This is a genomic window from Allobosea sp. GW823-FHT01F03, assembly GCF_058798075.1.
Map to the genome: position 1 here is coordinate 2,787,701 of NZ_CM179505.1, position 20,771 is coordinate 2,808,471.

General features: G+C 68.4%; 21 protein-coding genes and 1 tRNA gene. 12 read left to right on the plus strand and 10 right to left on the minus strand.

The genetic code is table 11. The features are described from left to right. Positions 1 to 94 precede the first annotated feature (94 nt). The 3 genes from mgtE to AC3RCC_RS13455 all read right to left on the minus strand — a co-directional run bounded on the left by mgtE (position 95) and on the right by AC3RCC_RS13455 (position 2,306). Complete coding sequence (gene mgtE / locus AC3RCC_RS13445; protein ID WP_291640817.1) at positions 95 to 1,501, minus strand: magnesium transporter; 1,407 nt, start codon at positions 1,499 to 1,501, stop codon at positions 95 to 97. Between the two features lie 176 nt (positions 1,502 to 1,677). Further along, positions 1,678 to 1,762: transfer RNA gene (locus tag AC3RCC_RS13450), tRNA-Leu, on the minus strand. 274 nt (positions 1,763 to 2,036) lie between these two features. Next, the gene (locus AC3RCC_RS13455) at positions 2,037 to 2,306 is read right to left on the minus strand and encodes a FliM/FliN family flagellar motor switch protein (protein ID WP_291640819.1); all 270 of its coding nucleotides are present in this window, start codon (positions 2,304 to 2,306) and stop codon (positions 2,037 to 2,039) included. Between the two features lie 129 nt (positions 2,307 to 2,435). Between AC3RCC_RS13455 and lipB the strand changes: the two genes are divergently transcribed. Both lipB and AC3RCC_RS13465 read left to right on the plus strand, forming a co-directional pair. Then, complete coding sequence (lipB, locus tag AC3RCC_RS13460; RefSeq protein ID WP_291640822.1) at positions 2,436 to 3,140, plus strand: lipoyl(octanoyl) transferase LipB; 705 nt, start codon at positions 2,436 to 2,438, stop codon at positions 3,138 to 3,140. An 87-nt stretch (positions 3,141 to 3,227) separates the two neighbouring features. Next, positions 3,228 to 3,428, plus strand: a complete 201-nt coding sequence (locus AC3RCC_RS13465; RefSeq protein ID WP_492258692.1) for a hypothetical protein — start codon at positions 3,228 to 3,230, stop codon at positions 3,426 to 3,428. A gap of 66 nt (positions 3,429 to 3,494) precedes the next feature. On the opposite strand, the gene AC3RCC_RS13470 is transcribed toward AC3RCC_RS13465, so the two are convergent. Next, the gene (locus tag AC3RCC_RS13470) at positions 3,495 to 3,812 is read right to left on the minus strand and encodes a YciI family protein (RefSeq protein ID WP_492258693.1); all 318 of its coding nucleotides are present in this window, start codon (positions 3,810 to 3,812) and stop codon (positions 3,495 to 3,497) included. 42 nt (positions 3,813 to 3,854) lie between these two features. After that, entirely contained in the window at positions 3,855 to 4,436 is a 582-nt protein-coding gene (locus AC3RCC_RS13475) for a TetR/AcrR family transcriptional regulator (RefSeq protein WP_492258785.1), read from the minus strand. Positions 4,437 to 4,647: 211 nt separating this feature from the next. Here AC3RCC_RS13475 and AC3RCC_RS13480 point away from each other — a divergent pair, with 211 nt between their 5' ends. Beyond that, on the plus strand, positions 4,648 to 6,255 hold the full coding sequence (locus tag AC3RCC_RS13480) for a carboxyl transferase domain-containing protein (RefSeq protein ID WP_492258694.1): 1,608 nt from the start codon (positions 4,648 to 4,650) through the stop codon (positions 6,253 to 6,255). Between the two features lie 52 nt (positions 6,256 to 6,307). Here the strand turns inward: AC3RCC_RS13480 and AC3RCC_RS13485 are convergent, their stop codons facing one another. After that, a complete protein-coding gene (locus AC3RCC_RS13485) occupies positions 6,308 to 7,273 on the minus strand; it encodes a tripartite tricarboxylate transporter substrate binding protein (protein ID WP_492258695.1) in 966 nt (321 codons plus the stop codon). Positions 7,274 to 7,635: 362 nt separating this feature from the next. Beyond that, a complete protein-coding gene (locus AC3RCC_RS13490; protein ID WP_492258696.1) occupies positions 7,636 to 8,721 on the minus strand; it encodes a Kelch repeat-containing protein in 1,086 nt (361 codons plus the stop codon). 157 nt (positions 8,722 to 8,878) lie between these two features. Here AC3RCC_RS13490 and AC3RCC_RS13495 point away from each other — a divergent pair, with 157 nt between their 5' ends. The 5 genes from AC3RCC_RS13495 (at position 8,879) to AC3RCC_RS13515 (ending at position 15,089) form a co-directional block, all read left to right on the plus strand. Next, a complete protein-coding gene (locus tag AC3RCC_RS13495) occupies positions 8,879 to 9,640 on the plus strand; it encodes an SDR family oxidoreductase (protein ID WP_492258697.1) in 762 nt (253 codons plus the stop codon). Positions 9,641 to 9,751: 111 nt separating this feature from the next. Continuing rightward, positions 9,752 to 10,468, plus strand: a complete 717-nt coding sequence (locus AC3RCC_RS13500) for a cation efflux transmembrane domain-containing protein (RefSeq protein ID WP_492258698.1) — start codon at positions 9,752 to 9,754, stop codon at positions 10,466 to 10,468. Between the two features lie 167 nt (positions 10,469 to 10,635). After that, on the plus strand, positions 10,636 to 11,571 hold the full coding sequence (locus AC3RCC_RS13505; RefSeq protein WP_492258699.1) for a sulfurtransferase: 936 nt from the start codon (positions 10,636 to 10,638) through the stop codon (positions 11,569 to 11,571). 19 nt (positions 11,572 to 11,590) lie between these two features. After that, positions 11,591 to 12,844: a YeeE/YedE family protein gene (locus AC3RCC_RS13510; RefSeq protein ID WP_492258700.1), complete on the plus strand. Its 1,254-nt coding sequence runs from the start codon at positions 11,591 to 11,593 to the stop codon at positions 12,842 to 12,844. A gap of 259 nt (positions 12,845 to 13,103) precedes the next feature. Further along, positions 13,104 to 15,089 (plus strand): acetyl/propionyl/methylcrotonyl-CoA carboxylase subunit alpha, encoded by a 1,986-nt coding sequence (locus tag AC3RCC_RS13515; RefSeq protein WP_492258701.1) that lies wholly within the window; start codon positions 13,104 to 13,106, stop codon positions 15,087 to 15,089. A gap of 117 nt (positions 15,090 to 15,206) precedes the next feature. On the opposite strand, the gene AC3RCC_RS13520 is transcribed toward AC3RCC_RS13515, so the two are convergent. Then, positions 15,207 to 16,052, minus strand: coding sequence for an aminoglycoside phosphotransferase family protein (locus AC3RCC_RS13520; protein WP_492258702.1), 846 nt, complete (start codon positions 16,050 to 16,052; stop codon positions 15,207 to 15,209). A 3-nt stretch (positions 16,053 to 16,055) separates the two neighbouring features. Next, complete coding sequence (locus AC3RCC_RS13525) at positions 16,056 to 16,838, minus strand: SDR family oxidoreductase (protein WP_492258703.1); 783 nt, start codon at positions 16,836 to 16,838, stop codon at positions 16,056 to 16,058. A gap of 205 nt (positions 16,839 to 17,043) precedes the next feature. Between AC3RCC_RS13525 and AC3RCC_RS13530 the strand changes: the two genes are divergently transcribed. After that, positions 17,044 to 17,481 (plus strand): DUF1489 family protein, encoded by a 438-nt coding sequence (locus AC3RCC_RS13530; RefSeq protein WP_492258704.1) that lies wholly within the window; start codon positions 17,044 to 17,046, stop codon positions 17,479 to 17,481. Positions 17,482 to 17,623: 142 nt separating this feature from the next. Further along, complete coding sequence (locus tag AC3RCC_RS13535; RefSeq protein WP_492258705.1) at positions 17,624 to 18,106, plus strand: hypothetical protein; 483 nt, start codon at positions 17,624 to 17,626, stop codon at positions 18,104 to 18,106. A gap of 52 nt (positions 18,107 to 18,158) precedes the next feature. On the opposite strand, the gene panC is transcribed toward AC3RCC_RS13535, so the two are convergent. Then, positions 18,159 to 19,007 carry a pantoate--beta-alanine ligase gene (panC, locus tag AC3RCC_RS13540; RefSeq protein ID WP_492258706.1) on the minus strand — a complete coding sequence of 283 codons (849 nt, stop codon included), beginning with the start codon at positions 19,005 to 19,007 and terminating at the stop codon, positions 18,159 to 18,161. Between the two features lie 276 nt (positions 19,008 to 19,283). Here panC and AC3RCC_RS13545 point away from each other — a divergent pair, with 276 nt between their 5' ends. Both AC3RCC_RS13545 and AC3RCC_RS13550 read left to right on the plus strand, forming a co-directional pair. Continuing rightward, entirely contained in the window at positions 19,284 to 20,033 is a 750-nt protein-coding gene (locus AC3RCC_RS13545) for a VWA domain-containing protein (RefSeq protein WP_291648852.1), read from the plus strand. Further along, positions 20,030 to 20,758 carry a J domain-containing protein gene (locus AC3RCC_RS13550; protein WP_452115940.1) on the plus strand — a complete coding sequence of 243 codons (729 nt, stop codon included), beginning with the start codon at positions 20,030 to 20,032 and terminating at the stop codon, positions 20,756 to 20,758. The genes AC3RCC_RS13545 and AC3RCC_RS13550 overlap by 4 nt, the downstream gene beginning before the upstream one ends. Positions 20,759 to 20,771 lie beyond the last annotated feature (13 nt).

Here is a 20,771-nt window from a genome sequence, read left to right on the forward strand (position 1 = left end):
GCGGCGGGGCGTCATCCTCGGCAAGATTGCGGAGAAATCTTGACGCCCGGTTTACGTTACCGGTTTTTCTTCCGCCGTCGCGGCTTTCCCTGGGTCAGCCCAGGCGCAGCAGGATCGTCGCGATGCCGAGGAAGGAGAAGAATCCGACGACGTCGGTGACCGTGGTGACGAAGGTGCCGGACGAGATCGCCGGGTCGATGCCGGCCTTGTCGAGCGCGAGCGGCACGACGACGCCGGCGAGCGCCGCGACCACAAGGGTCGCGACCATGGCGAGCGCGATCACCACGCCGAGCATCAGATTGCCGAACCAGAAGCCGGAGACCGTGCCGGTGATCACCGCGAAGGCGACGCCGTTCAACAGGCCGACGATCATCTCGCGCCGGAAGAAGCGCGCCCGGTTCCAGCTGCCGAGCTGGCCGGTGCCGAGGGCGCGGATCGCCACCGTCATGGTCTGGGTCGCGGCATTGCCGCCCTGGCTGGCGACGATCGGCGCGAGCACGGCGAGGGCGACCAGCTTGGAGAGCTGGGCCTCGAACATCGCCATCACCGAGGCGCTGATGAAGGCGGCGATCAGGCTGATGAAGCGCCAGCGGAAGCGGCTCAGCGCGACCTCGCGGACCGGGTCGGAGAGTTCTTCGTCGGCATCGACGCCGCCGAGCTGCTTGACGTCGTCGTCCGCCGCATCCTCGATGACGTCGACGACGTCGTCGATGGTCATCACGCCGACGAGGCGGCCGCTCTTGTCGACGACCGGGGCGGCGACGAGATCGTAGCGCTGGAACATCCGCGCCACGTCCTCGAGGTCGTCATCGGCCTGGACGATGCGGCGGTCGTCCTCGATCAGATCGGCGATGCTGACCGGCCGCTTGGTGCGCAGCAGCCGGTCGAGCCGGACCGTGCCGACGAAACGGTGGCCGGGGTCGGCGACGAAGATCTCGAAGAAGCGCTCGGGCAGGTCCTGCGTGTCGCGCAGATAGTCGATGGTCTGGCCGACGGTCCAGAAGGGCGGCACGGCGATCAGCTCGGCCTGCATGCGCCGGCCGGCCGAGCCCTCGGGATAGTCGAGGCCCTGTTGCAGCACGCTGCGCTCGGCCGGGCTCAGCCGGTCGAGAATCTCCTTCTTGTCGGCCTCGTCGAGGTCCTCGAGGATGTAGACCGCGTCGTCGGTGTCGAGCTCGCGCACGCCCTCGGCGACCGTTTCCGGCGAGAGCTCGTCGAGAATCTCCTCGCGGACGGCGTCGTCGACCTCGGTCAGCGCGGTGAAGTCGAAATCGCCGCCGAGCAGCGAGATCAGCTTCGGCCGTTCCTCGCTGTCGAGCGCTTCGAGCAAGCCGCCGAGATCGGCCTCGTGCAGGTCGCCGACGAGATCGCGCAGCGTCGTCAGGTCCGAGAGCAGGACGGCTTGCGAGACCTGCTCGACGAATCCTTCGTCCATGACGCCGTCTTCGTCGCGGATCGGCCGCGCCAGCTTTTCGTCGGGAGCGCTCTCGGCTTCCACCATCGGTCCGGCTCCAGGATTCGAGGCTGGGGATTCGCTTGCAGGCGGCGAGCCGTCCTTGTGTCAGCGGCGCGCCCTCGTGGCAACGCGGCATGACCGTTTCGCGACGAAAACACGGCAGCCGCAACGAAAAACGGCGACCCTTGCGGATCGCCGTTCCCGGGGCATCAGCCCAAATTTGGTGCGGTCAAGAGGACTCGAACCTCCACGGGTCTCCCCGCTACCACCTCAAGGTAGTGCGTCTACCAATTCCGCCATGACCGCAGCGGCTCGAAGCTCGGCCGCGCAGTGGCGGTGAACTCCGAGAGCGGCGTGGGTCTACCAAATGGAATCTCAGGCCACAAGAGGCTGTGAAGGAAAATCGGGATAAGTTTCGGCGGCAAACGCCGGGCTCCGGGAAAACCGGTCTCTTTCGGCGTGGAACAGGCGGAAAAGCGCGAAAATGGGCGACTCAAAGACCGTTTCCGGCAGGCGGGGCGCTGGGGACAACCCCTGAAGGCGAGGCCGGGGGCGCCCGGAGCTGTGCAATGCGCGCGATTCAGGCGGCTTCGGCGACGGTGTCGAGCGTGAACACGGTCGGGCGCTTCAGCATCTCGGTGATCTCGACCGAGATTCGGGTGCCGCTGACGACGACATGGCCCTTGGCGAAGGGGTGGTTGTTGGCGAGAATCTGGACTTCGTCGGTCTCGCTGGCATTGAGCTCGATGATCGCGCCGCGGCCCATGCGCAGCAATTTGTAGATCGGCATCTGGGTCGAACCGAGCACTACGGTCAGCTCTATCGAGACGAGATCGAGATCAGCCTTCAAAATCCGCCTCCGGGGACCTACTTCACAACGATTCTACGAACTTGCCAGCGACGTGGAAAACGGCGCATGAGCACGGCACGGCAAGGGCGAGCCGGTTACCGAGAGTTGAACGGACAGGGTTAATCCAAGGTGAAGACGCGCGAGGCGCTGGCGGTTTCTTTCCTGCCCGAGGCAGGTTCGCCGCCGGTCGAATGGGTGATTGCCGAGGCTCCGGTCGGTTACGAGGCCGCCGTCGCCGAAATGGAGGCACGGGCGGCGCTTATCGCCGACGGGCTTGCGGCCGAGCGGGTCTGGCTGGTCGAGCATCCCGCGCTCTACACCGCCGGCACCTCCGCGAAGGACGAGGACCTGTTGGCGCCGGGGCGATTCCCGGTGCACCGCACCGGCCGGGGCGGGCAGTTCACCTATCACGGTCCCGGCCAGCGGGTCGCCTATGTGATGCTCGACCTGAAGCGCCGCGAGCCCGACCTCCGGCGCTTCGTCGCCGCGCTGGAGGCCTGGCTGATCGGCACGCTCGATCAGTTCAACATCCGCGGCGAACGGCGCGAGGAGCGCGTCGGCGTCTGGGTGCGCCGCCCGGAGAAGGGCGCCGAGGTCGAGGACAAGATCGCCGCGCTCGGCATCCGCGTCCGACGCTGGGTCTCGTTCCACGGGATTTCGCTGAATGTCGAGCCGGAGCTCTCGCATTTCGACGGCATCGTGCCCTGCGGCATCGCCGGCCATGGCGTGACCTCGCTGGTCGATCTCGGCCTGCCGCTGACCATGCCGGAGGTCGACAGCGTCCTGCGGGCGCAGTTCGAGCATGTCTTCGGCCCGACCGTCCTGCCCGGTTGAGGTGCTGCGGCGGTCGCGGGCGCTGTTCACGTCCCGTTGACCATGCCCGCCCATCCTGGCCCCATCGGAGAATTCTTGAGGATGAAGATGAGGACATTTCTGTTGGTGGGCTGCCTGGCGGCCCTGCTGGGCGCCTGCACGACCACGGATCAACGCATCGCCGGGGCCGCGGCAGGCGCGGGCACGGGGGCGCTGATCGGCGGGCCGATCGGGGCGGTCGCGGGCGGCGCGATCGGGGCCGTCTCGGCGCCGACGGTGACCCGCTCGGTCAGGCGCATGCGGGATTAGTCGCCATTCCCAGGCGGCCGGACTTTCCGGCGGCCTGAACTCCGCCGGGGAGCGCGATCGTCCTTTTCACCGGTTGGCGATCCCGGCAGCCGCACCGCCGCCGAGGAGGAAAGCGAGGCGCTCATCGGCCTTGCCGGGCGTGATCGAGAGAATCTCGGCCTCGACGATGCGTTCCGCCACGAACGGATCTTCGCTCACGCGGGCCTGAAGCTCGGGCAGCGTCGTCGCATGCGCCAGGATCGCGCCGCCGAGCTGCGGCTGGAGGCTGCCGGCGAGCAGGAAGACGCCGTCGGCGAAGCCGCGTGCGAGCCAGGCGTTATGTCCGCCCATCAGTTCGGCGGCTCGGTCCTTCTCGCCGGAGAATCTGAGCAAGATGACAAACATGGCTGCGACCTCTCCAGGAAAACGACGGGGAATGGCCGGGCATCACGCGGCCGGTATGGGGCGGTCTTGCGCATCCAGCCAGGCGTGCATCCGTGCGACCTCGCCGCGGACGAACGTCTCATCCCGGAAGGCGCTGGCGAGCGTCGCGACGCCCTGGCTCTGGACCAGGAGCTGCATGGCAAGCGTATCGGCGTCGGCCGTGCGGCCGAGCCTGGCGAATTCGCGGGCCAGCCAGTCGCGGAACAGCGTGAAGACCTCGCCGGCCCGGGGGTGGGCGAAATGGTCGAGCTTCGCCAGCTCGTTGCAGAGCGTGCCGACCGGGCAGCCATGGGCCATGATCTTCGCCCGGTTGGCGATCAGCATGTCGATGAAGCTGCGGATGCGGGCTGCCGGGTCGTCGTCGCTATCCGCCCATTGCGCCAGCATGCGGCCGGTATTGGCGAGACGCTGCTCGATCACAGCGTCGAGAATCTCGTCCTTGGTCTTGAAATGATAATAGAAATTGCCGCGCGAGAGGCCGATCGGCGCGGCGATGTCGGCGAATGAGGTATGGGCGAAGCCGCGCTCGTAGAACAGCCGGTCGGCTGTCTCGACGATGCGTTCGCGGGTCGTCCTCTCGGTCACGGCCTTCAACCCCGTATCGATCCGGTGCATTCCCATGAATGTAGGTCAATCATCCTAATTCTGTCTAGGACAAATGTCCAACGCGACCGCGCTGGGCCATGACGCAGGCCGGCCCGGCTTTGCGCACGGCGCATCTGGGCGCGGGCGCCGGTTGGCGTTTGATGCGCGCCGCGCCATAACCCCGGGGAGAGAATTCGCCAGGGAGCGCGTCGTGCCGGTCATCGAGAGCAAGGTCGACCTGAATTCGGCCGAGACGCGCGCCAATGCCGAGGCCTGGGCCGCGCTGCGCGGCGAACTGCAGGAGCGCCGCGCCACCGCCGCGCTCGGCGGCAATGCCCGCTCGCGCGAACGCCATACCTCGCGTGGCAAGCTCCTGCCGCGGGAACGCGTGCTGCGCCTGCTCGATCCCGGCTCGGCTTTCCTCGAGATCGGCTCGCTCGCCGCATACGACATGTACGAGAAGGACGTGCATGGCGCCGGCATGATCGCCGGCATCGGTCGCGTCGCCGGGCGCGAGGCGATGGTGGTCTGCAATGACGCCACCATCAAGGGCGGCACCTACTACCCGATGACGGTGAAGAAGCATCTGCGGGCGCAGGAGATCGCGCGCGAGAACAATCTGCCCTGCATCTACCTTGTCGATTCCGGCGGCGCCAACCTGCCGCACCAGACCGAGGTCTTCCCGGACCGCGAGCATTTCGGCCGGATCTTCTACAATCAGGCGACGCTGTCCGGGCTCGGCATCCCGCAGATCGCGGTGGTGATGGGCTCCTGCACCGCCGGCGGCGCCTATGTGCCGGCGATGTCGGACGAGACGATCATCGTCAAGAACCAGGGCACGATCTTCCTCGGCGGCCCGCCGCTGGTGAAGGCGGCGACCGGCGAGGTCGTTTCGGCCGAGGATCTCGGCGGCGCCGACGTCCATGCCCGGCTTTCCGGCGTCGCCGACCATTATGCCGGCGACGACACCCATGCGCTGGCGATCGCAAGGCGCATCGCCGGCAACTTCAACAGCGTGAAGCGCCCCGATATCGACATCGCCGAGAGCGTCGAGCCGCTCTATGCGGCGGACGAGCTCGAAGCGGTCGTCCCGACCGACCTGAAGAAGCAGTACGATATCCGCGAGGTCATCGCCCGGCTGGTCGACGGTTCGGAATTCGACGAGTTCAAGCGCCTCTACGGCACGACGCTTGTCACCGGCTTTGCCCGCATCCACGGCATCCCGGTCGGCATCATCGGCAATAACGGCATCCTGTTCTCGGAGAGCGCGCTGAAGGGCGCGCATTTCATCGAGCTGTGCTGCCAGCGCCGGATTCCGTTGCTCTTCCTGCAGAACATCACCGGCTTCATGGTCGGGCGCGATTTCGAGACGCGGGGCATCGCGAAGGACGGCGCCAAGCTCGTCACCGCCGTCGCCTCGGCAAGGGTGCCGAAGATCACCGTGCTGGTCGGCGGCTCGTTCGGCGCCGGCAATTACGGCATGTGCGGGCGGGCCTATTCGCCGCGCTTCCTGTTCTCATGGCCGAACTCGAAGATCTCGGTGATGGGCGGCGAGCAGGCGGCGAGCGTGCTCGCGACGGTGCGCGGCGACAATCTCGAGGCGGCCGGCAAGCCCTGGACTGCCGAGCAGGCCGAGGCCTTCAAGGCGCCGATCCGCGACCAGTTCGAGGCCGAAGGCTCGCCCTATTACGCGACGGCCCGGCTCTGGGACGACGGCATCATCCTGCCCTCGGAAACGCGCCGGGTGCTGGCGCTCGCCTTCTCGGCCTGTCTCAACGCCGAGATCCCCGAGACCCGCTTCGGCGTCTTCAGGATGTGAAAAAAGGCGCGACGGTTTCCCGCCGCGCCTTCGGTCCCGCGGAATCCGGGGCTTAGTTCTTGGCGAGTCCGAGTTCCTTCAGCACGGCGTTGCCGCGTTCGCCGAAGGTCTTCACATAGGCCTGGAGCTCGGCCGGCGTGTCCCAGACCGGGGTGATGCCGCGATCGGCCATGCCCTTGCGGACGTCCTCGCGCTTCATCGTGCGCTCGGCCGCCTCGTAGAGGATCTTGCGCCGATCGGCCGGGACGCCCTTCGGTGCGGCGATGGCGAACCAGTTCTGATAGGTCCAGTCGAGACCGGCCTCCTTGGCGCCGGGCACGTCCGGGAAGTTCGGGTGCCGCTCCTCGGTCATCAGCAGGATGGTGCGCACGCGCCCGCCATCCAGCATCGCCTTGGCCTCGATCGGCGAGCCGGTGAAGGCGCTGATGCCGCCGGCCGCGAGGTCCTGCAGGGCCGGCGCGCCGCCATTGCTCGGTACCCAGCGGATCTGGTCGGCGGGAAGGCCGGCCGCCTTCATCAGGCCGCCGGCGGCGACATGCCAGGAACCGCCCATGCCGGTGCCCGAGGAGGTGAAGGTGCCCTTCGGGCTCTCCTTCACCGCCTTGATGAAGTCGGCGATCGTCTTGTAGGGCGAATCCATTTTCACCGTCACGCCCGCCGGGATCAGCGAGATGCGCGAGAACATGTCGATGCTCTCCGGCGTCAGGTCGCCGAGGCCGAGCGTCTTGAAGAAGGAGATTTCGGGGCTGGCGCCGCCGATGGTGTAGCCGTCAGCGGTCGCCGTCGCGATGGCAGTGTGGCCGGTGACGCCGCCGCCGCCGGTGCGGTTGATGACGGTGACCGGCTGCTTCAGCTCGGCCTCGAGCCCGTTGGCGAAGATCCGCATCACCGCGTCCATGCCGCCGCCAGCCGCCCAGGGCACGATCAACTGAACCGGACGGTCCGGAAAGGCGAAAGCCGGGCCGGCGGCGAGCGCCAGCGTTGCCATGGCCAAAGCGGCACTGCGGAATTTCGTCATGGTCGACCTCCCGAATGTGGTGATAATTCTTGTATGCAATTTCTAGAACGATCGCGCCTTGTCGACAAGTCGGTATGCGGAATTTTGTATGCAGTGTAATGGCGGGAATCGCGTGCCGGGCCGAGTCGAGGCGTTGCCGCATCGAGAGGTCGGGGCGAGCCTGCCTTCGCCGCGCAAGCACCGTGCCCCGCGATACGGGCAGGGCTTGCTTGGTGGAAAACAGTCCAGATGGCGAAAGCCTGCGCCGGAGCGGACGTGCGCGGGCACATCTCAGCGCCCCGCCGGCTCCCGCGGTCTCTGCTTGTCAGGCGGTCAGCCTGCCGGAACGCTTGCGGGGGCAGCGAGGGGCGCTGCCGGTGTTCTCATCCCAGCACGAACGCCTCGTGGATTGCGCTCTGAACGCCGCCGCCCATGATCGGGCCGCCGCCGGCGACATGGATGGCGTCGCCGACCAGAGCCGCGCCGAGGCCGTGGCGCGGTGTCAGCATCGGGGCGTATTGCTCCCAGCCATCGGTCGCGGGGTCATAGGCTTCCATCTGGCCGAAGACGCGGTTGGTGCCTTCGCCGCCCATCACGAAGACTTTTCCGCGATAGAGCACAGCGCCATGGCCGGAGCGGGCGGTGGGTAGCGGGTTGCGCGGCGCCCATTTGTCGGTCGCCGGATCATAGGCGTGATGCAGGTTGGAATTGGTGTGGAAGCTGTCGACCCGCCCGCCGATGACGTGGATCAGATTGCCGATGGCCAGCGTGCCGGAGTGGTCGCGCGCCGTCGGCATCGGCGTCCGTTCGCTCCACTTATCGGTCTTGGGATCGTAGACGCGGTGCCAGTTGACCGAGGTCTTGGTGTCGGTGGTGTCACCGATCGCGCCGCCGATCGAGTGCAACACGCCGTTCAGGCCGACGATGGCGGCCGAGCCGACCGGGCGGGGCAGGGGCGCGATCTCGGCCCATTTGTCGCTCTTCGGGTCGTAGACGAAGCAGCGCGGATGCGGCTTGCGGTTCTGCTCGAGGAAGCCGCCGATGGCGTAGAGCCTGCCATTGAGAAAGGCGACGCCGACATGGTTGGCGCCCTGCGGCAGCGGCGCGCCGTCGCTCCATTTGTCGGCCTTCGGATCGTAGACATGGTGATAGGGCCGGTCGGTGCGCTGCTCGCCATAGCCGCCGACGATATGCATGCGCTCGTCATGCGCCGCCGCCCAGGCCATTTCCGAACGGGGCAGCGGCAGCAGTGCCTTAGGCTGCCAGCGGCCGGGATCGGCGGCTTTCGGCGCGGGGGAATCGAAGACGTTCTGCGAGTCCGCCAGGGCCGGCTTCGGGATGCGGCCGGGCTGGTTCAGCCGCTCGTAATGGCCACCATGATGCTCATGGCCGGGTTGCTGGGCCAGCGCCGGCGCGACAAGGCTCGCGGTTCCGGCTGCGATGAAGCCGCGACGGCTCAGGCTGGTCATGGCGCTTCCTCCCTCGCTAGAAGAGTAAGGCAGACGCTGCGTCAGGCAAGTGACAGGGCGGAGCTGGTCTGCTGGAAAAGCAGTTCCGCATACTGCATACGCTGCTATGGTCCTGCCGCCTGAAACGGTTGAAAACACGGGAAACGCGAGGATACGCATGTCTGGGCACAATAAGGTCGCCATCATCACCGGTGCCGGTTCCGGCGTCGGCCGGGCCGTCGCCATCGCCTTCCTGAAGGACGGCTACCGTACGGTGCTCGCCGGGCGCCGCGCCGACGCGCTGGAGGAGACGATCAAGCTCTCGGGCGTCGATGCCGCCCAGGCGCTGGCTGTGCCGACCGACGTGACCAACCAGGATTCGGTCAAAGCGCTGTTCGCCAGGACCAAGGAGAAGTTCGGACGGCTCGACGTGCTGTTCAACAACGCCGGCGTCAACGCGCCGGGCGGCATCATGCTCGAGGATCTGTCGCTCGATGACTGGCAGAAGGTGGTCGACACCAACCTGACCGGGCCGTTCCTGTGCACCCAGGAAGCCTTCAAGTTGATGAAGGACCAGCAGCCGCAAGGCGGCCGCATCATCAATAACGGCTCGATCTCGGCCCATGCGCCGCGGCCGAACTCGGTCGCCTACACCGCAACCAAGCACGCCATCACCGGCCTGACCAAGACCTCGTCGCTCGATGGGCGCAAATACGACATCGCGGTCGGACAGGTCGACATCGGCAATGCGCTCACCGAGATGGCGCAGCGCATGACGACCGGCGTGCCGCAGGCCGACGGCTCGATCAAGGTCGAGGCGGTGATGGATGTCGGCCACGTCGCCTCGACGGTTCTGCACATGGCAAGCCTGCCGCTCGAGGCCAATGTGCTCACCGTCACGGTGATGGCGACCAAGGCCCCCTTCGTCGGCCGCGGCTGAGGCTGCTTGACCGACCCTCTGTCGTCATGGTCGGCCTCGTGCCGACCATCCACGTCTTGCGACGGGCGGATTTTCCGCGACACTGGGCGAGGCGGCTCTGGAGCGCCTCGCATGTCGGCTTTCGATGGGATTCGACGGCCTGAAGACGTGGATGCCCGGGACAAGCCCGGGCATGACGGGGAAGGCACTCGCAATCAGGGCGAGCCCGGCCATGCCGCCCCCGTGGCTCCCAGTGTGGAGCGGGCCTATCGGCTGACGATCTGGGCGATCGCGCTCGGCATCCTGATCTTCGCGGCCCTCGTCGTCGCCTGGGCGGTCGCCATCGGCAACAGCCAGCTGCTCAAGGACGGTGTCGACTGGGTCTACGACGTCGCGCTCTACGGCATCGCGGCGCTGGTCTTCGGTCGCGACGGGCGGGCGGAGAAGCTCGCGGCGCTCGGCATCGGCGCGGTGATGGCGGTCGCCGGGCTGCACACGCTCTACGATCTCTGGGACAAGATCCTGCGGCCCCGGCCGATCGAGCTCTTCACGCTCGGTTTCTCGGCGGGAAGCGCGATCCTGATCGCCTATCTGATCGTGCTCGCGCTCTGGCGCTTCCGGCGCGAACCCAACCCGGTGATCAAGGCGACCTGGCTTTCGAGCCGCAACGACACGATCTCGACCACCGGCTTCGCGCTGGTCGGGCTTGCGGCAAGGCTCGCGCCGGTGCGCTGGCCGGAATACCTGCTCGACCTCGTCGTCGCCGGCCTCTGCTTCCAGGCGAGCTGGGCGATCTGGCGTTCGGTGAAGACACAGGCCTCGGGCGCGAAACCTGCTCCGGAAGAATAATCTTCTATCGCTACCAAGGTCGTGCGACTGGCTTCTTCCGCCTTGATAGCAAACAAAAAAATCCTGTCCGGCTTCTCTTGGGCGGGGTGTGGCGAAATCATGACGGCTCCGAATTTCAAGCCGATCCAGCCCGCGAAAACCGGCCGGTCGGCAGCAAGGAGCCGAGAATGTCCGTGATTTCCCTTCTTCGTCGTGGCGCCCTGGCGCTGGCTGCGGGCCTCCTGGCCAGCACCGCGGCCTTCGCCCAGTCGGGACCGCTGGTCACCACCGAATGGCTCGAAAAGAACCTCAGCGATCCCAAGGTCCGCATCGTCGAGGTCAGTGTCGAGCCGGGTGTCTATGAGCGCGGCCATATCCCGGGCGCCCAGAACGTCGTCTGGCACACCGATCTCGTCGAGACCGTCTCGCGCGACATCGCCGGCCCCGAGAAGTTCCAGGCGCTCGCCCGCAAGCTCGGCGTCGACAAGGACACGACTGTCGTCCTCTACGGCGACAGCAACAACTGGTTCGCCGCCTGGGGCGCCTGGGTGTTCGACATTTACGGCCTGCGCGACAATGTAAAACTGCTCGATGGCGGCCGCAAGAAGTGGGAGCTGGAGAAGCGCCCGGTCGCGACCAACCCCGTCGCGGTCAAGGCCTCGGCCTTCACCGTCGCCGAGCCGAACCGCAAGCTGCGCGCCCGCCTGACCGATGTCGTCGCGACCGTCGAGAAGAAGTCGGGCGCCCGCATCCTCGACATCCGCTCGCCCGACGAGTTCTCCGGCAAGATCATTGCGCCGGCCGGCTTCCAGGAGCTGGCGCTGCGCGCCGGCCATATCCCGGGCTCGGTCAATGTCGCCTGGGCCCGCGCGGTCAACCAGGCCGACGGCACGATCAAGCCGGTCGAGGAGCTGAAGAAGCTCTATGCCGAGGCCGGCATCGACGGTTCGAAGCCGGTGATCACCACCTGCCGCATCGGCGAGCGCTCGAGCCATACCTGGTTCATCCTCTCGCGTGTGCTTGGGTACCAGGTCGCCAATTATGACGGTTCCTGGACCGAGTACGGCAACGTGGTCGGCCTGCCGATCAGCAACCCGGCCGGCACGGTCTGGACCGGCAAGTAAGCGGCGGCGCTCCAGAGCCATGAGCATTTCCGACGATGGCGGCGCGCTCGACTATGAGCAGGCGCGCCGGCAGAGCGGGGCGGTGGAGGCGAACACGCTTCCGCCGCTGCGCCTTTTCATTGCGGCCGCCGTCCTAATCGGCCTCGCTGCGGCAGTCCAGCTCGTCGGCCGCCATGCCGAGCCGGCGGCGCAGCTCCAGCTCTCGTTGATCCTCGGCGTCGCCTTCGGCTTCGTGCTGCAGCGCTCGCGTTTTTGCTTCTTCTGCATCTGGAAGGACTGGCTCGACCGGCGCGATCCGCAGGGGCTGCTCGGCATCGTCACCGCACTCGCGGTCGGCCTCGTCGGCTACACGCTGATCTATGGCGCCTGGCTGCCCGACCCGTCGGGGACGCGCCTGCCGCCGACGGCCCACATCGGCCCGGTCGGCCCGGCGCTGCTGCTGGCGGGCCTGGCCTTCGGTGCCGGTATGGCGATCTCCGGCTCCTGCATCAGCGCTCATCTCTACCGGCTCGGGGAGGGCTCGCCGACCTCGCCCTTCGCGCTGATCGGTGCGGTCGGCGGCTTCATCCTCGGCTTCCTGAGCTGGAACCCGCTCTATCTCGGCACGATCTCGGAATCGCCGGTGCTCTGGCTGCCGCGTCAGCTCGGCTATGGCGGCGCGCTGATCGCCGGGCTCTTCGTGCTCGGGGGGCTTGCCTATTGGCTGCTGCGCACCGGCCGGCGCGCCGCAGCCCCGGACGCGCCAGCTGCCGCTGCCGATCCGCTGGCCGCGATCTTCCTGCGGCGCTGGCCGTCCTGGCTCGGCGGGCTCTTCGTCGGGCTGATCGGCATCGCCGCCTATTTGCGCCTCTCGCCGCTCGGCGTCACCGCCGAGATCGGCTCGCGCTCGCGCCAACTCGCGGCGCATTTCGAGCTGCTGCCGTCGCGCCTCGAAGGGCTCGACAGTTTTCGCGGCTGCGCCACCGCGATCCGCGACGCGCTGCTGACCCCGAACGGCCTGTTCATCGCCGGCATCGTCGCCTCGGCTTTCGCGGCGGCGCTCGCCGCCGGCGAGTTCAAGCCGAAGCGTCCGGGTGGAGGCCATGTGCTGCGCGGGCTGATCGGCGGGGCGCTGCTCGGCTGGGGCACGGTGATTGGGCTCGGCTGCACGGTCGGCACGCTGCTCTCCGGCATTTCGGCGGGGGCGGTCTCGGGCTGGGTCTTCGGCATCGGGCTACTCGTCGGCACGACGCTGACGCTGAAGCTCGGGCGGCGGCTGGGGCTGCTGGCCTGAGGCTCGGCGTCATTCCGGGGCGCGCCGAAGGCGCGAGCCCGGAACCCATGAACACCACCTTCCAGAATGGGGCACGTCGAGGCCGGCGGTCTGCCTGGCTGCGCCGTGTCCATGGGTTCCGGGCTCTTCGCTGTGCGAAGCCCCGGAATGACGAAGAGGTGCAAGCGCCCATCCGCACCCTGCGCAACATGGCGCAGACAAGGGCCGCGGCTGGGCTATAACGGGGCATCGGTTCGAGGATGTCCCCGAGGAAGCTTGTATGTCGATTGCCGCCAAACTGCCCTCCATCCTGATCGCCAATCGCGGCGAGATCGCCTGCCGGGTGATCCGCACCGCCAGGCGGCTCGGCCTGCGCACCATCGCCGTCTATTCGGACGCCGATGCCGAGGCGCTGTTCGTCGAGATGGCTGACGAGGCCTACCGGATCGGCCCGGCGCCGGCCCGCGAGAGCTATCTCGATGCCGACAAGATCCTCGCGGTGGCGAAGCAGGCCGGCGCGGCCTGCATCCATCCGGGCTATGGCTTCCTCTCCGAGAACGCCGACTTCGCCGATGCCTGCGCCGCCGCCGGCATCGTCTTCGTCGGCCCGCCGGCCTCGGCGATCCGGGCCATGGGCCTGAAGGACGCGGCCAAGGCGCTGGTCGAGAAGGCGAATGTTCCGGTCGTTCCGGGCTATCACGGCGCCGAGCAGGGCGTCGATTTTCTCGCCAAGGAAGCCGAGCGCATCGGCTATCCCGTGCTGATCAAGGCGGTCGCCGGCGGCGGCGGCAAGGGTATGAAGAAGGTCGACCGGCCCGAGGACTTTGCTGACGCGCTCTCCAGCGCCCAGCGCGAGGGCAAGAACGCCTTCGGCGATGCGCGGGTGCTGGTCGAGAAATACGTGCTCTCGCCGCGCCATGTCGAAATCCAGGTCTTCGGCGACAGCCATGGTAATGTCGTCCACCTCTACGAGCGCGACTGCTCGCTGCAGCGCCGCCACCAGAAAGTCATCGAGGAAGCCCCGGCGCCGGGGATGACGCCTGAGGTGCGCGCCGCCATGGGCAAGGCGGCGACCGAGGCGGCGCGCGCGGTCGGCTATGTCGGGGCCGGCACGGTCGAGTTCATCGCCGATGGCCGCGAGGGGCTGAAGGCTGACCGCTTCTATTTCATGGAGATGAACACCCGTCTCCAGGTCGAGCATCCCGTCACCGAGGCGATCACAGGGCTCGATCTCGTCGAGCTGCAGCTCAAGGTCGCGGCCGGCGAGCCGCTCGGCTTCGCGCAGGAGGATGTCCGCGCCGAAGGGCACGCCGTCGAGGCGCGGCTCTATGCCGAGGACCCGGAGAAGGGCTTCCTGCCCTCGACCGGCAAGCTCTGGGCGCTGCAATTCCCGCAGAGCGAGGACATCCGCATCGACACCGGCGTCGAGGCCGGCGATTCCGTGACGCCGCATTACGACCCGATGATCGCCAAGGTGATCGCCCATGGCCGCACCCGCGACGAGGCGCTCGACCACCTCGCCTTCGCGCTCGGCGAGACCATCGTCGCCGGCCCGCGCACCAATCTCGCCTTCCTGAAGAAGCTGGCGGAGGCCGAGGGCTTCCGGAAGGGGCCGTTCGACACCGGCTTCATCGACCGCAACATCGCGGCGCTCGGGGCCGAGCCGCAGCCGCTCGACGCGGCCGCGGTCGCGGCTGCCGCCTTGCAGCTCGAGGAAGAACGCCAGCTCGCCGGGCTGGAAGCCGCGGCCGTCCGCGCGGAAGGCGAGGCGCGCTCGCCCTGGCTCGACGCCGACGCCTTCTCGCTGATGCCGCGCCCGGCGCTCGGCCTGCCGCTGCTGGTCGATGGCGAGCGCATCGAGGCGAAGATCGAATGGAGCGGCGGCGATGCCCGCGTCTCGCTGCCGGGCCATCCTTTGGCCGAGGGCGAGCATGAGGTGACGTTGGCGCGGGCCGAGGGCGGCACCTATCTCGCGCTGCACCGCGGCCGGCAGACGGCGGTTTCGCTGTTCGACCCGTTCAGTGTCGATCTCGATGCAGTCGGCGGCTCGGGTGGTGTCATCAAGGCGCCGATGCACGGCAAGCTGATCGCGCTCTTCGTTCGGGCGGGCGAGGCGGTCGTGAAGGGCCAGCGCCTCGCCATCGTCGAGGCGATGAAGATGGAACACGTGCTGACCGCCCCGCGCGACGGCACGGTCACCGAGCTCGGCGCCGAGCCGGGCGCGCAGGTGGCCGAGGGTGCGAAGGTGGTCGTGCTCGGAGAGTGAAGGGATCGCGATCACCAGGCGATCCCCCATCCGACGAAGAAGGCGCGGGGATCCCTCTCCTGTAAGGAGAGGGATCCCCGCGCCAATATGCTCGGCGCGGCGCGCGGAACGACGGTGCTAACCCGCATCCAGCGCGACGATCGCTCGCTCCGCCACGGCGAGGTTGATCTCAGCGAGAGGATCCTCATCGCCGAGGAACCAGGCGGCCGAGAGTCCGCACCAGGCCAGGATCCATTTCAGCAGGCGTTCGCGCTCCAGCCCGGATTTCGCCAGCACGATCTCCAGCCGGCGCTCGAAGCGGCCGGGCAGGGTGGCGACCGGCGGCTCGGGATCGGCGAGATCGGGGTCGCAGAACAGGATCGTGTATTCGAAGGCGCGGTCGCCGATGACGCATTTCGGGTCGATGGCGAGCCAGCCGCGCGCGCCGAAATCGAGCACATTGTCATGGTGCAGGTCGGCATGCAGCGGCAGAATCTCGCGCTGCGCCGCGAGCAGCTCCCGGGCTTCCGCAGCCGAGCGGGCGAGGATGCCGCCACGCTCCCGCGCCATCGGGAAGAGGTCGGCGAACCAGGTTTCGAACGGGATCAGGCCTGACGGCGCCGGGCCGCGCGGCTTCTGCAGGGCGGCGATGGCGTCGCAGAGGATCGCGGTCGCCTCATCGTCGCCCTCCGCGCCGCTGCGGGCCAAGGCGGCGAGCGAGCGCGGGCCGGTGGCGCGCTCGATCAGCATGGCATCGCCCGAGTCGGAGCGGGCGAGCAGGCGGGCGGCGCCGTCGCCATTCCAGTATTCCAGCGGCAGGTAGCCGAGGCGCTCGTCGGGCGCGTCCGGCAGCTTCAGCATCGCCGGCTCGTCGCCGCGCCGGACCGGCAGCAGGCGGCTGGAATGCGTGGTGATCGGCGCGCCATCGGGAACGAGCCCCCAGCGTGCCAGCCAGGGCGCGTATTCTGCGGACTGCGCGGTCACCTCTCAGCTCATCTGCGACCGGTTGCGGCCGATCAACGGGTACTGTTCGGCCTCGTAGATCTGGCCGGAGACCGGGGCGCTGTCATCCGAGAGCCAGAAGGCGGTATGAGCGGCGATCTCCTCGGGCTGCATCAGCCGGCCGGTCGGTGCGAACAGGGCGGAGACGTCCTTCTCCCAGCCGGGCTTGCGGCCATGGCGCTGCTGCGTCGCGTCCTCATTGGCGGTGAAGGTCCAGCCGACATTGAGCTGGTTGACGCGGATCCGCTCGCTGCCGAGTGCGTCGGCGAGATTGCGTGTCATGGTCGTCAGCGCGCCCTTGGACATCGAATAGACCGTGAGGTCGGACTGGCCGCAGAGCGCGTTGATCGATCCGACGGTGACGATGGCGCCGCCCGATTTCTGCAGGCGGAAGGCGCGGATCGCGGCCTCGGCGCAGAGCAGGGGCGCGCGGGTGTTGATGGCGAAGACATGGTCGAAGAAGGCCGCGGTGCTCTCGCCGATGACGCCGCGCGGATAGATGCCGGCATTGTTCACGAGCCCGTCGATGCGGCCGAAGGCCTTGCAGGTCGCGTCGACCAGCGCTTGGGCCGTCGCGGGCTCGGCAAGGTCGCCGGCGACCCCGTGGCAGCCGCTGCCGAGCTTGCTGCAGGCGGCCTTGACCTCATTCTCGTCGCGGCCATGGACCAGCACCCTGGCGCCTTCGGCGAGGAGCCGCCGCGCCATTGCCAGGCCGATTCCGGTCGAGGAACCGGTGACGAGAATGGCCTTGCCTGCGAGTCCTTGCATGTCTTGTCTCCGTTCGGGTCGCCGATCTTAGTAGCCTGCAGTCGCGGCGACGTCATGACCGCGAGGCCGCCTTGGCCGGCGGCCGGTGCCTGCTCCGATCCCCGCGAGGACGAGCGAACATGCCGCACCCGTCAGGGCGGCCGGCTTGTGGGAAACGGGCCGCGGCCTCTGGCCGGGCCGCGCCGAGGGGACTAGGTTGCCGGCCATGCCGCTTCATCTGCTCAAGCTCTGCGTCGGCGCCGAATCGATCAGCGATCTCGAGGAATGGATCGCCGAGCGGCAGGCGCAGCGCCGCGCCCGCGGCGAGCCGGCCGAACAGCTCCACACCACCCGCATGGTGCCGAAGCGGATCGAGGAGATCGTCTCCGGCGGTTCGCTCTACTGGGTGATCAAGGGCCAGCTCAGCGCCCGCCAGCGCCTGATCGACATCCGCCCCTTCACCGATGCCGAGGGTATCGGACGTTGCCATCTGGTGATGGAGCCGGTGGTCGTTCCGGTCGAGCCCCGGCCGTACCGGCCGTTCCAGGGCTGGCGCTATCTGCAGGACAAGGACGCGCCGCGCGACATCGACGGCCGCAGCGGCGACCTCAGCGCCATGCCCGAGCAGATGCGGCGCGAGCTGGCGGAACTCGGGCTGCTGTAGCGCGGGCCCCGCAGCCGCGCGATGCCGGGCATGCCGGCCGCAGCAGAGTACGGTATTTGACTCTCGCTGCGCGACTCAGGCGTTCTCGGGCCGGAGGCCGCCGAGGGCGGTACTCCGCGACGACAGCCTGGGGGAAACAACGATGATGCCGATCCGCTTTGCCGCTGCGGTCCTGGCCGCATGTGTCGCCATGCCGTTTCAGGGCCTGGCGGCGATGCCGCTCTCTTCCGCCGCTCCGCTTGTCTCGGCTGCGGCACCCGATCTCGTCATCAAGACCAGCGGCGCGGTCGTCCGAAGCGGCGCTGCCGCCGGCCCGCGGGGCGGCGCTGTGGCGGGGCGCAGCTATGCTGCCCGCGGGCCGCAGGGCAATGTCGCCGTGGGCAGGAGCACCACGGTGGTGCGTCCGGGCCGCCGGCCGCCCGCCGCTGCGGGCGCGGTTTGGGTTCGCCCGACGAGCTACTGGTGGCATCCGGGCATGGCCGTCGTCTCCGGAGCGGCGATCGGCTTCGTCGCGGCCACAGCGGCCACGGCCTATGCGACCTCGCCGGCGCCGGCGCCGGGCTATTGCTGGTACTATACCAACCCCGAGCGCACCCAGGGCTTCTGGGACGTCTGTCCGCGCTGAGCGCTTCGCGCGGCGCCTCCCCGGCGAGGCGCCTGCCGGTCCCGGCCCGGTCTCACACCCCGATATTGTCGATCAGCCGCGTGCCGCCCAGCCTCGCCGCCACGAGGATCCGGATCGGGCCATCGGCGAGCGAGGTCACGGGGGCGAGCGTCTGCGCATGCCGCGCCTCGAGATAATCGAGCTCGAAGCCGGCGGTGATGATCTCGCTCTGGGCCTCGCCGACGGCGCGGAACAGGTCGTCGCGGTTGCGCAGCCGTGCCGCCAGCGCCTGCATGACGCGGTGGAGCAGCGGCGCCAGCGCCCGCTCCTCGGAGGAGAGGTAGCGGTTGCGCGAGGACATGGCGAGGCCGTCGGGCTCGCGGAAGGTGGCGAGCGGCACGATCTCGATGCCGAGATCGAGATCGGCGGCCATGCGGGTCACCACCTTGAGCTGCTGGTAGTCCTTCTCGCCGAAGACCGCGAAATCGGCCCGGCTCTGGGTGAAGAGCTTGCAGCAAACCGTTGCGACGCCTTCGAAATGCGTCGGCCGGAAACGGTCGTCGAGGCCGACGGCCGCCGGTCCGAGCAGCAGGATGCGCGTCGCGAAGCCCGCTGGATACACCTCCTCGACCGGCGGGAAGAAGATCGCGTCGGCGCCGACCTCGGCGAGCTGCGCCCGGTCACTCTCGAAAGTCCGCGGATACTTCTTGAAGTCCTCGTGCGGGGCGAACTGCGTCGGGTTGACGAAGATCGAGACGATGACGTGTTTCGCGTGCTTCTGCGCCTCGGCCACCAGCGCGATATGGCCCTGATGCAGCGCGCCCATGGTCGGCACGAGCGCGACCTTCTCGCCAGCGGCGTGCCATCCGGCTACCGCGGCGCGCATCGCCTTGACCGACTCGAAAACCGCGACCTGTGACATGCCATCCTCCCGCCGGACCGTTTCGTGACCGGTCTGACCCACGAAGCGGTCATCCCGGGCGTAGCGAAGCGAAGACCCGGGAGCCATGCCGGAACCCTTCTCGGAAAAGTTCGGACATGGATCCCGGATCGGCGCGGCTGAAGCCGCTTGTCCGGGGTGACCAGGCCCAATTCAGTCCAGACACACAACGCTAGCGGCAGGACGGGTAGCAAATGCCGGCGGCGCGGCCAATATCTTCGGAAGAGGCGAATCCCGGCGAGCGACTTGGCGAGGGACATGGCGAACGAAGACGGCAAGGCAGTAGGCAAGGCGAGGGAGACGCGACCGAGCGAGGGCGCGGCGCGCTCGAAGCCCGGCGAGATCGACCGCTTCCTCGGGGCGGCGAAGCAGCTCGCTCCGCTCGCGACCGGCCAGGCCGGCCGGCTGGTCTTCGCGCTCGACGCCACGATGAGCCGCCAGCCGAGCTGGGATCTCGCCTGCTCGCTGCAGGGCAGGATGTTCGAGGTCGCCGACAGGACCGGCGGCCTCGCGGTCCAGCTGGTCTATTTCCGCGGCCTTGCCGAATGCCGGGCCTCGGGCTGGATCGGCGAGCCGCGGCGCCTGACCGGTCTGATGAACGGCATCGCCTGCCAGGGCGGGCAGACCCAGATCGGCCGCGTGCTGGCCCATATCCGCGACGAGGAAAGGCGGGTTCCGATCCGCGCCTTCGTCTATGTCGGCGATGCGATGGAGGAGGAGGTCGACAGGCTCTGCGCGCTCGCCGGCGAGCTCGGCCTGCGCGGGGTACGCGGCTTCGTCTTCCAGGAAGGCTTCGACCCGGCGGCGAGCGCGGCCTTCGCCGAAATCGCGCGGCTGACCGGCGGGGCGCATGCGCGCTTCGACGTCAACGCCCCGAACTCGCTGCTCGAATTGCTGCGCGGTGCCGCGGCCTATGCCAGCGGCGGCCGCGAGGCGCTGCTGCGGCTGGCGGGCGCGAGCCCGGCCGCCCAAGGTTTGCTGACGGCGATGGAGGGCCGCAAATCGTGACGCTGCTCTACGGCATCGCAGCCGTCATCCTGGTCTGGTATTTTTCAAAGCTCTTCGCGGGTGCCGACCCGAAGAAACTGGTCAGGCTCGGCAAGGTCGTCGGCGGCACGGCGGCGCTCGCCGTGGCCGGGCTGATGATGCTGCGCGGGCGCCTCGACATGGCGATCTTCATGGGCGGCCTTGGCGCCTGGCTGTTCGGCTGGAGCGCCTATGGGCCGGGCGGGCTCAAAATGCCGGATTGGGCCAAGGACTGGGGCGGAACGAAATCCGCAGGCCGCTCCAAGGTCGCTTCGGTCTTGCTCGCCATGGAACTCGACCATGACAGCGGCGGCGTCACCGGAAAGGTGCAGGCCGGCGGTTTCGCCGGCCGCGATCTCGACGAACTCAATCTCGGCGAGCTCGGCGTGCTGATGCGCGAATGCCTCGCGACGGACCCGGACGGGGCCCGGCTGCTAGAGGCTTATCTCGACCGCCGGGCGCCCGGCTGGCGTGAAGACGCTGATCGACACCGAGACCCGGGGCAGGGCCGCGCGCCTGGCGCGGGCGCGATGACGGATCAGGAGGCCTACGAGATCCTGGGGCTTCAGCCGGGCGCGGGGGAGGAGGCGGTTCGCGAGGCCCATAGGGCTTTGATGAAACGCATCCATCCTGACGCCGGGGGTACCAGCGGCCTTGCCGCCCGCGTCAATCAGGCCAAGGATACCTTGCTGAAGAAACATGGCTGAGTTCCTTCCCTGG

Excerpts from the sequence above, each read along its gene's own strand:
- mgtE (WP_291640817.1), bottom strand. The coding sequence starts at position 1,501 with ATGGTGGAAGCCGAGAGCGCTCCCGACGAAAAGCTGGCGCGGCCGATC.
- AC3RCC_RS13465 (WP_492258692.1), top strand. The coding sequence starts at position 3,228 with ATGAGGACATTTCTGTTGGTGGGCTGCCTGGCGGCCCTGCTGGGCGCC.
- AC3RCC_RS13470 (WP_492258693.1), bottom strand. The coding sequence starts at position 3,812 with ATGTTTGTCATCTTGCTCAGATTCTCCGGCGAGAAGGACCGAGCCGCC.
- AC3RCC_RS13485 (WP_492258695.1), bottom strand. The coding sequence starts at position 7,273 with ATGACGAAATTCCGCAGTGCCGCTTTGGCCATGGCAACGCTGGCGCTC.
- AC3RCC_RS13490 (WP_492258696.1), bottom strand. The coding sequence starts at position 8,721 with ATGACCAGCCTGAGCCGTCGCGGCTTCATCGCAGCCGGAACCGCGAGC.
- AC3RCC_RS13495 (WP_492258697.1), top strand. The coding sequence starts at position 8,879 with ATGTCTGGGCACAATAAGGTCGCCATCATCACCGGTGCCGGTTCCGGC.
- AC3RCC_RS13500 (WP_492258698.1), top strand. The coding sequence starts at position 9,752 with ATGTCGGCTTTCGATGGGATTCGACGGCCTGAAGACGTGGATGCCCGG.
- AC3RCC_RS13505 (WP_492258699.1), top strand. The coding sequence starts at position 10,636 with ATGTCCGTGATTTCCCTTCTTCGTCGTGGCGCCCTGGCGCTGGCTGCG.
- AC3RCC_RS13510 (WP_492258700.1), top strand. The coding sequence starts at position 11,591 with ATGAGCATTTCCGACGATGGCGGCGCGCTCGACTATGAGCAGGCGCGC.
- AC3RCC_RS13515 (WP_492258701.1), top strand. The coding sequence starts at position 13,104 with ATGTCGATTGCCGCCAAACTGCCCTCCATCCTGATCGCCAATCGCGGC.
- AC3RCC_RS13525 (WP_492258703.1), bottom strand. The coding sequence starts at position 16,838 with ATGCAAGGACTCGCAGGCAAGGCCATTCTCGTCACCGGTTCCTCGACC.
- AC3RCC_RS13530 (WP_492258704.1), top strand. The coding sequence starts at position 17,044 with ATGCCGCTTCATCTGCTCAAGCTCTGCGTCGGCGCCGAATCGATCAGC.
- AC3RCC_RS13535 (WP_492258705.1), top strand. The coding sequence starts at position 17,624 with ATGATGCCGATCCGCTTTGCCGCTGCGGTCCTGGCCGCATGTGTCGCC.
- panC (WP_492258706.1), bottom strand. The coding sequence starts at position 19,007 with ATGTCACAGGTCGCGGTTTTCGAGTCGGTCAAGGCGATGCGCGCCGCG.
- AC3RCC_RS13545 (WP_291648852.1), top strand. The coding sequence starts at position 19,284 with ATGGCGAACGAAGACGGCAAGGCAGTAGGCAAGGCGAGGGAGACGCGA.